The following is an 8,232-nucleotide window of genomic DNA, read 5'->3' as shown; positions in this document are numbered from 1 at the left end:
CGGCGTCGGCGAGGGAACCGGCGGCCCACAGGGCGGTCAGCTCCCCGAAGCTGTGGCCGAGCAGGCTCACCGGGCGCAGTCCCAGCTCCCGCAGGAACCGGAACTGGCCGACGGAGAGCGCACCGATCGCGGGCTGCGCGTACTCGGTGCGCGTCAGGTTCATCTCGTGGTCGGCACGGTCGCCCGGGTCGAAGCTCGGCGGCGGGAACACCGCGCGGGCGAGCGTGAGCTCGGCCCCGGCGAAGGTGGCGTTCGCCGCGTCGAAGGCCTCCCGCACCGGCGGGATCTCGACGGCTGCGGTGAGCCCCATGTCGACGTACTGGCTGCCCTGGCCGGCGAAGACGACGCCGACGCGGGGCTGCTCGGCCGCCTGCCGGCGGTAGTGCACCCCGGCGGGATGCGACCATTCGGCGGCGTCGGCCCGCGCCGCGAGCTGCTCGATCGCGATCGCGCGCAGGCGCTCCGCCTCGGCGCCGGTGCGCGCGACGAACCCGACCCGCGCGGCGCTGCCCGGGATGCCCGTGTCACCGTTCGGTTCGGCCTGCCCGCGCACCAGGTCAAGGAGCTCCGCGGGCGTCGCGGCATGCCACAGGTGGGCGCGGACGGCACGGTGCGTCGCCCGGGCGGCACGCTTATCGGCGTCCGGGCGTGCCGTGTCGGGGGTCTCCTCCAGGACGACGTGGAAGTTGGTACCGCCGAACCCCATGGCGGAGGCGGCCGCCCGGCGCCGCCCCACGTCCGGGTCGAGCACCCAGGGCCGGGTGCGGGTGCTGAGGTAGAAGGGCGAGCCCTCCTGGGCGAGCGCCGGATTCGGTTCGCGGACGTTGATCGTGGGCGGCAGCACCCGGTTGTACAGCGACAGCGACAGCTTGATCAGACTGGCCGCGCCGGCAGCGCCCTTGGTGTGCCCGATCTGCGACTTCACACTGCCGATCGCCGCCCGGCCCGGGCGTGCCCCGGCCTCGGCCAGGACGGCCCCGAGCGCGGACAGCTCGGTGGCGTCACCGACGGCGGTACCGGTGGCGTGCGCCTCGAACAGCTCGACGGACGCCGGGCTCACCCCGGCGTCCGCGTAGGCCCGGCGCAGCGCGCGGACCTGGCCCTCCGCGCGCGGCGCGTAGACGCTCTTGAACCGACCGTCGCTGGACGACCCGAGACCCCGGATGACCGCGTAGATCCGGTCCCCGTCGCGCTCGGCGTCGGCCAGCCGCTTGAGCGCCAGCATCCCGATGCCCTCGCCGACCAGGGTGCCGTCGGCGCCGGCGGCGAACGGCTGGATGTGGTCGGACTTGGACAGCGCCTGCGTCTTCGAGAAGCACATGTAACTGAAGATCGAGTTCTCGGTGTCACAACCACCGGTGATCATGAGATCGGCACGGTGGTCGATGAGTTCGGCGATGGCCCCGCGGACGGCCGTGAGCCCACTCGCGCACGCGGAGTCGACCGTGTAGTTCGTGCCTCCGAGGTCGAGCCGGTTGGTGATCCGGCCGGAGACGACGTTGCCGAGCAGCCCGGGGAACGAGTTCTCCTCCCACGGCGGGAACGCGAGCGAGAAGGCCTCCAAGACCGCGGCGGTTTCGGCCTCGTCGAGTCCCGCGGCGCGCACGACCTCGCGCAGGACCGGCGTCTCCAGCCGGGCCGCCAGCGGGTGGGCCATCGTGGTGGGGCCGGCCATGCCCAGGATGACCCCGGTACGCTCGGAGTCGTACCACGCCGATCCCGGTGCGCCCGCGTCGACGAGCACATCCCGCGCGACGATCAGGCTGAGCAGCTGCACGACCGCGGTCACGTCCAGCAGGTTGGGCGGAAAGCCGAACTCCACCGGGCTGAACGCGACCTCGGGGAGGAAGCCGCCCCGGCGCGCGTAGGTACGGTCGGGCACCGTCGCATCCGGGTCGTAGTAATCTGCCGGGCGCCAGTGCGTCGACGGCACCTCGGTGACGCAGTCGACGGCGTCGATAACGTTGCTCCAGTACTCCCGCACGTCGCGCGCCATCGGGAACAGTCCGGCTAGCCCGACGATCGCGATCGGGTTGTTCGCGAGTCGTCGGTCGTCAGGGCGGTCGGACTCGTCCACGTGCTTCTCCCCTTTACTGGCCGGCAGGTCACCACCGCGTGCGGCGGGACCCTGATATGTCGGGCGTGGTGCCCTGATATGTGGTGCCCTGATATGTCGGGCGTGATGTATCCGGCGGAGGTATTCAGGTGTGAGGTATTCAGGTGTGAGGTATTGGGAACCGGTGCACCGGAGCGGACCGGCCGGTCCGCCGGAGAGCCAGACGGCCGGCGGGTTGTCCCGGGACAACGTTGTCCCGAAGCACTGCCGCAGGTCTTCGTGGCCGTGACAGCGAACCGCGAGGCCTGGCGACAGTTTACTTTTATCCGATCCGCGCGGGCATCCTGGAACCAGTGTCATCGACGTCCTGTTGTTCCGCAAGAACAACCTGCCGAACACTCGATCGGCCGAGGCAATCGCCGCGACGGTGCGTCGTGAGATGCCTCACTCCCGATCCACTCGACGTCGGGTCAGAATACGTCGAAAGGCCGGTCAACCGAGCAGGGTCAGGACGGAACCGAAACCGGAACCGGAATCCGGGGAGCCGGGCGCGACAGGGCTTCGCGCACAAGATCCGCGAGGAGACCGGCGACGAATTCGTATCCGGCCGCGTTGGGATGATAGTCACCGGGGTTCCACAGTTGAGAGTCGTGGGCGCGGTCGACGTGATCGAAATCGACGAGGAGAATTCCGTGGTTCGCCGCGGTCGAGCGGACATGGTCGTTCGCCCGCTCGATCCTGGAGCGGAGCACGTCCAGGATCGCCGGCGGCGCCGAGAGCCTGGTGGTGAGGTCCGGAAAGGTGAAGGTGAACGCGGTGGTTCCCGGAACCGCGAGAGTCGCGACCAGGTGGGTGAAGTTTTTTTCGAACCTGGCCTGCGAGTAGTCCGCGAGCAGGTCGTTGCTGCCCGCCGCGATCCCGACGAGGGCCGCCGGGGCGGAGGCGGCGACGTCGAGTTGCGTGTCGATGACATCCTGCGTCGTCGCGCCGTTCCGCCCCAGGTTGAGAACCCGACTGCGCGGAATACCCAGAGCCGCGGCCATTCTGGGCGCCCAGCCGATCCAGGCGCCGTCGGGAGCCGGGTCACCGCGGCCCTCGGCGAAGCTGTCGCCGACCACGGTGAGCATCGGCGACGGCGCCGGACCGCCGATGATCGGTCGACTGTCCATCACACGGCCGCCGCGGCCAACATGATGGACTCGACGTTCTCCGGCGCGAGAAAGACCGACGACGGCACGACACCCGCGATCATTCCGAAGAACTGCGCCCGCGCCGTCTCGTTGTTCGGCAAGGCCCGCCACAGCGCCACGAGGTGCGGCGGGAAGTTCAGCTCGCCCAGCGTCGTGGTGAAATTGAACGCACCGGCCGATTCCTCGTCGCGCAACCGCTGATACTCGGCGAGGGCCTCGTCCATGGGCCGGTAGCCACGCAGCGCCTGGTCCACGTGCTCGGTCAACAGGTCCGCGCAGCGGAAGGCGTCGGTGATGCCCAGACCAGTCACCGGGTCCTTGTGGTAACCAGCGTCTCCGGTCAGCGCCCAACCCGGACCATAGGACGTGCGGTAGTAGTTGTCCGGATAACGGATTCCGTAGTAACGGTCCTCCTGGACGCCATGGCTGTCGAGATCCTCGGCGAGCTCGGGGGCGACGCTGCGGAAGGTCCGGCGCAGGCTCCCGTCGATATCGGCGCGGAACTCCTCGAAATCCTCGAGGTTGCGCATCGCGGTGACGAGGGTGAGCCCGTCATGGGTGGGCCAGCCGGCGCACTGCTCGTGGTCACCGAACCGGCTGTGGAACTGCCAGTCCAGCCCACTGAAATAGGAGTAGTAGATGAAGCTGGCCGCCGGCACGACCTTGTAGAAGTCGGCTCCCAGCAGGTCGGCCACGACGGAGTTGCGGCCGTCGGCGCCCACGACGAGAGTGGCCCGCTCCTCGACGACGGCTCCCGTGGCGTCCCGGCCCACGATCCCCGCGACCGTGCCGTCGTCGTGACGGATCAGATCGCGGACCGAGAAGCCCTCCCGGACTTCGACACCCGCCGCGACCGCGCCGTCGAACAGGAGCTTGTCCAGCACGATGCGGCGCGGCGCCATCGAGAACGCCAGCCCGTCGACCGGATCGGCGAACCCGCGGATGACCACACCGAGGTGGGACACCGTCATGTCGGTGATCGGCCGGCAGTTGGTGGCCGTGAGTGCGTCGAGCAGCCCCCACTCCCGCAGACGGAGCAGTGCGGCCTGCTGAAGATAGTGGGTGGAGATCGTGTCGCTGGGAAAGGACACGCGGTCGACGAGCAGCACCCGGTGACCGCGCCGGGCAAGCAACATCGCCACAGGTGAGCCGGCGCAGCGCGCTCCCACGACAATCACGTCGTACATGGTCGGAGACTCCCTGAAGTATGCCGGTCAACCGATCGTTACACTGGCACGACGGGTCCCCGGCGGATGTGTTGTCGTTATCCTCCTGGGCATCCTCCTAGGCCCCCCTATATACCTGCAAGGCGTCACAAGGTGATGTAATCGCACGATAGGAATCACCAATGGCAAAGGGTTCGTAAAGTCGCCTCGAATTCATCCCGAAGAAACCTGTCCAGCGGATGCTCAGTAACATGTCTGCTCAGTCGGAGATACGATCCCCACTGGAGATGGTTCGCGAGGCGCACTTTCAGGCGAACGGTGACGCGCCACCAAATCTCGAACAACTCCGTTCCGTCATCGACACGATGGTGCCGTTCTGCAACCTGACCGGGGTGCGGGTCGTCGAGCTGCGCCGGGACGGCGGCGTGGCGGAGCTCCCCAACCGACCCGACCTCCAGAACCACATGGGCACCGTGCATGCGGCGGCGCAGTTCCTCGCCGCCGAGGTCTCCGGAGCCGCGGCGTTCTCGGGTGCCCTGGCACCGAGGATCTTCAGCCTCCGCAGCTTCGTGCTGCGCGACTGCCGGATCATGTACCTGCGGCCGGCGGTCGGTCGGATCCGGGCCCACGGTTCGGTGGACATCGAGGTGGCGCACCCGGCAGCGGAGCGGACCGCCGAAGAACGCTTCGAGATCCGCGGGGGCTCGCTGCTCTACGACGACGCCGGCGCCCTCGTCGCCAAGGCGGAGTTCGACTACCGCGCCTGGTTCGACGCCTCCTGACAAGACGCCTCCTGACAAGACGCCTGCAGGCAAGACACCTGCAGGCAAGGCGCCACCGGCAGCAGGAGGGCCCTGCCCGCAGGTAAAGCCCGTAACCGCGGCTCTCCCTCGCCCGGGCCGGGCATCCCGGCCCGGGCGCTCTCCGCGACTTCAGAAGTCCACGGACGTTACTACGCTCACCATCGTGCCCGGCTTTCCGGCTGCGCTCACCAACCTTTATCGGACCCGCTGTCGGAAATACCGATCAGACGATCGGCGATCCGGATGGAAGGAGCGGCACGTGTCCGCAGATGCTCTTGTTCCTCCCCCGTCGGCAGCCGCCGGTGAGACCGAACCCGCGGCGGAAAGCGAGACGGAACTCGAGGTCGCCACCACTGCCGGGACGCGATTTTGCCTGCGTGTTCTTCCGCAGGCCGACGAGTCCGCGCCGGTGATTCTCCTGCTTCCGGCGATGGGGGTTCGAACAAAGTACTACACCCCCTTCGCCGAGGCACTGCGGTCGCTGGGGTACTCGGTCGTGACAACCGATCTGCGCTGGCATCGCCACGGAGCCGCGGCGCTCCAGCGCTCGGCCGGCAGCCGGGGCAGCTACCAGGAGGGTGTCGAGGACGACCTGCCGACGATCACGGCGGCGACGCGGGAACGATTCCCCGGGGCGCCGCTGTTCGTCGTGGGTCACAGTCTCGGCGGACAACTCTCGATCCTGCGTGCCGCGCGGGAGGCCCCCGACAGCGGCGGGCTGAGCGGCCTGGCCGTCATCGGCGCGGGCACCTCGTACTGGCGCGTCTTCAGGCCCCTTCGTTCAGCGTGGGTCCTGGGCGGTTCCACGTTCGTCGCGGGGGTGTCGCAGCTGCTGGGCTACTGGCCCGGGCACCGGTTCGGCTTCGGCGGGCGGCAGCCCAGGGCGCTGATGCTGGACTGGGCCAGAAGTGCCCGCACCGGCCGTTACCGGCTGGCCAGCTCGGAGCCCGACCTCCTCGGTCTTCTCGGCGCGGTGACCCTGCCGGTACTGGCCATCTCCCTGGACGCCGACCATCTCGCGCCGCGCCGGGCGGTCGACTATTTCACCAGGCGGTTGACGGGCTCGGAGGTCCATCGCGTCCACCTGGACCGCACGAGTGGATCCACCCACCTCGGTCACTTCGACTGGATGAAGGAACCCGCTGTCATAGCACGCCACGTGGCCGAGTGGATCGACCTCGTTCTCGGCCGGAGCGGCACGGGCGCCCGGTGACGGGAACCGCACGGTGACGGGGTGCTCGTCGCGGTTCCGCTCACTGTCGCCATCCCTCTTGTTCGCCATCCCTCTTGTTCTTGTTCGCTATCCCTCTTGTTCGAACTTGTTCGAAGCAGCCGCTCCCCACCGTGATTCTCGCTTCCCACCGGGCGGCCCCGACCGTCCGGTTCACCACGGTTGACAGACGGCTTGTCTTCGTCTCGAAGACAGTCTGTCCATCGCACGTAGGGTGCAGTCATGTCTCCCCGTCGCTACGAGCAACGGCTGCGCACGGCTGGTGCGGACCAGACCCGCCGCCGGATCCTCGACGCGATGTACGAACAGCTGCCCCGGCTCGCGAGCGTGGAGGCGGTCGCGCGGCAGGCGGGCGTGGCCCGGTCGACGGTCTACCTGGTGTTCGGCTCCCGAGCGGGGCTGTTCGACGCCCTCACCCAGGACGTGCTCGACCGGGGCGGTTTCGCGGACCTGGTGCGGGCCGTGCAGGATCCGGACCCACTCGTTCACCTGCGCGGCGGGATCACCGCAAGCGTGCGGGTGTACGCCGGGCAGCGCGACGCCCTGTGGGCCCTGCGCTCGATGGAACAGGCGCTCGATGGCGCACTGCAACGGGCCGAGCAGGACCGTCTCGGCGGGATGGAACATCTCGCCGAACGCCTGGCCGCCCACGGCCTCCTGCGCGTGCCGGTGGCCGCCGCGGTCGACGTCCTCTGGCTGCTTACCAGCTTCGACGCGTTCGACCTGCTCTACACCGGCCGCAGGCTGCCGGTCGACGAGGTCGCGGCCAGGCTCCTGGCGACCGCCGAGCACGCGCTGCTCTGAACCGGCACACATCCCGCTGGAGCTACCCGAAGGCGGCGATCGACCTCAGTCCTCGCCCAGATGGAGACCCTCGCCGAGGGCTGGTCCCCCGCCGACCAGTAAAACGACACTTCTCCTTGGTCATCGAGCAACCAATGCGCTGACCGGACGAGCTGCTGCCCCCGACCTTCTCCGCCTCTTACGGAGATCGATACTCCTGTACTGGACGTGCACTGGACGTGCACTGGACGTGCACTGGACGTGCACCGGACGATAAGAGATGACCTTAACCTTGCTGAATTCGCCGAAGTTCAAAGCCGGTAGCTTCCGCTGGAAGGCCTGGGCGGGCGAAGCCGCGTTAGTACTGGGTGGTCGCGGCCAGGGCCAGCAGAACCAGCGCAATCACCGCGGCGGTCGTGCGGATGCTGTTGAAGAAGTCCCAGCGCGCCCGCTGCTCGCGCCAGTCGGCCGGCGGAGACTCCGGCCGCCAGATGGCCATGGCGTTGTTGATCGGAAGGTCGCCGCGCACGGTAACCAGGATGTTGGTGAGGACGCAGGCCGCCACGATGCCGGCCAGCACCGCGCAGGCCGTCGCACCGGTGACGCCGGCCGCGACCGCCAGGGCGATCGTAGCGATCAGATTTGTAATCTGCAGCAGCTTCATCATCCGCGGGTAGCTGATGTCGAACGCCTGCTTGACCATTACGTAGGGAGTGGGCGGCAGTGAATGCATCGCGGGCCGTACGGCGACCAGGCCGACCGTCAACGTGCCCGCCACCAGTCCGGTCAATACGAGAGAGATCACGACCAGCGCCGAGACCATCCGCTTCAGCTCTCCGTCCTGTGCATGTTGGGGACATACAGGTGACGAGCAGAGACCCGGGCCCGCCCCCGGGCGACTGTGAGGCTAAGGCATTCATACCGCAGACGACGGCTACCCGAAGGCTGGTCCACGAACCGCGTCCAAAATTACCGAAAGTTCCGGGTTATAGGGAAACGAGGG

At 68.4% G+C, this 8,232-nt stretch carries 7 protein-coding genes; 3 read left to right on the top strand and 4 right to left on the bottom strand.

Annotated features, from left to right (window positions below; all coding sequences use genetic code 11):
• The 3 genes from AC08OO_RS20285 to AC08OO_RS20275 form a co-directional block, all read right to left on the bottom strand.
• The coding region (locus AC08OO_RS20285) for a beta-ketoacyl synthase N-terminal-like domain-containing protein (protein WP_476618918.1) at positions 1-2,077 on the bottom strand (2,077 nt) is incomplete at its 3' end.
• 485 nt (positions 2,078-2,562) lie between these two features.
• Positions 2,563-3,225 (bottom strand): SGNH/GDSL hydrolase family protein, encoded by a 663-nt coding sequence (locus AC08OO_RS20280; RefSeq protein WP_476611276.1) that lies wholly within the window; start codon positions 3,223-3,225, stop codon positions 2,563-2,565.
• Positions 3,225-4,433, bottom strand: coding sequence for an NAD(P)/FAD-dependent oxidoreductase (locus tag AC08OO_RS20275; RefSeq protein WP_476611275.1), 1,209 nt, complete (start codon positions 4,431-4,433; stop codon positions 3,225-3,227). The genes AC08OO_RS20280 and AC08OO_RS20275 overlap by 1 nt, the downstream gene beginning before the upstream one ends.
• A gap of 266 nt (positions 4,434-4,699) precedes the next feature.
• On the opposite strand from AC08OO_RS20275, the gene AC08OO_RS20270 reads away from it, so the two are divergent.
• The 3 genes from AC08OO_RS20270 to AC08OO_RS20260 all read left to right on the top strand — a co-directional run bounded on the left by AC08OO_RS20270 (position 4,700) and on the right by AC08OO_RS20260 (position 7,250).
• Positions 4,700-5,194 (top strand): PaaI family thioesterase, encoded by a 495-nt coding sequence (locus tag AC08OO_RS20270; RefSeq protein ID WP_108913289.1) that lies wholly within the window; start codon positions 4,700-4,702, stop codon positions 5,192-5,194.
• A 280-nt stretch (positions 5,195-5,474) separates the two neighbouring features.
• The gene (locus AC08OO_RS20265) at positions 5,475-6,428 is read left to right on the top strand and encodes an alpha/beta hydrolase family protein (RefSeq protein WP_476611274.1); all 954 of its coding nucleotides are present in this window, start codon (positions 5,475-5,477) and stop codon (positions 6,426-6,428) included.
• 240 nt (positions 6,429-6,668) lie between these two features.
• Positions 6,669-7,250: a TetR/AcrR family transcriptional regulator gene (locus AC08OO_RS20260; RefSeq protein ID WP_476611273.1), complete on the top strand. Its 582-nt coding sequence runs from the start codon at positions 6,669-6,671 to the stop codon at positions 7,248-7,250.
• A 337-nt stretch (positions 7,251-7,587) separates the two neighbouring features.
• On the opposite strand, the gene AC08OO_RS20255 is transcribed toward AC08OO_RS20260, so the two are convergent.
• A complete protein-coding gene (locus AC08OO_RS20255) occupies positions 7,588-8,052 on the bottom strand; it encodes an anthrone oxygenase family protein (RefSeq protein ID WP_476611272.1) in 465 nt (154 codons plus the stop codon).
• Between the last annotated feature and the right edge of the window lie 180 nt (positions 8,053-8,232).

The sequence above is a fragment of the Frankia sp. CeCAU1 genome (assembly GCF_977971845.1).
The sequence above is the reverse complement of the archived record's forward strand: the minus strand, read 5'-3'. Positions and strand labels throughout refer to the sequence as shown.